Origin of the sequence: Pseudomonas sp. NY11955 (assembly GCF_048068035.1) — a bacterium.
Taxonomy (GTDB): Bacteria; Pseudomonadota; Gammaproteobacteria; order Pseudomonadales; family Pseudomonadaceae; genus Aquipseudomonas.
In genome coordinates, this window is sequence record NZ_JBLUPS010000075.1 from 1 (window position 1) to 243 (window position 243).

Annotated in this window: 1 rRNA gene; it reads left to right on the forward strand. The window is 45.7% G+C overall.

The features are described 5' to 3' along the window. Positions 1 to 183 precede the first annotated feature (183 nt). Positions 184 to 243: ribosomal RNA gene (gene rrf, locus ACNFBR_RS29330) — 5S ribosomal RNA — on the forward strand; the annotation flags it as partial.

A 243-nucleotide genomic window follows, 5' to 3' on the forward strand; every position in this document is an offset into this window, starting at 1 on the left:
GTGAGGCGTTGAGCTAACCAATACTAATTGCCCGTGAGGCTTGACCATATAACACCCAAGCAATTTGCGCACGAAAGCCAAATTGTGGTGGTGAAGACGAAATAACCGAAAGTTCGTAAGCCCACAAATTCACATATCCGAATTAGCCAAGAGTGTTCAACAGACATTCTGGCAACAGAATTTCTTGACGACCATAGAGCATTGGAACCACCTGATCCCATCCCGAACTCAGCAGTGAAACGA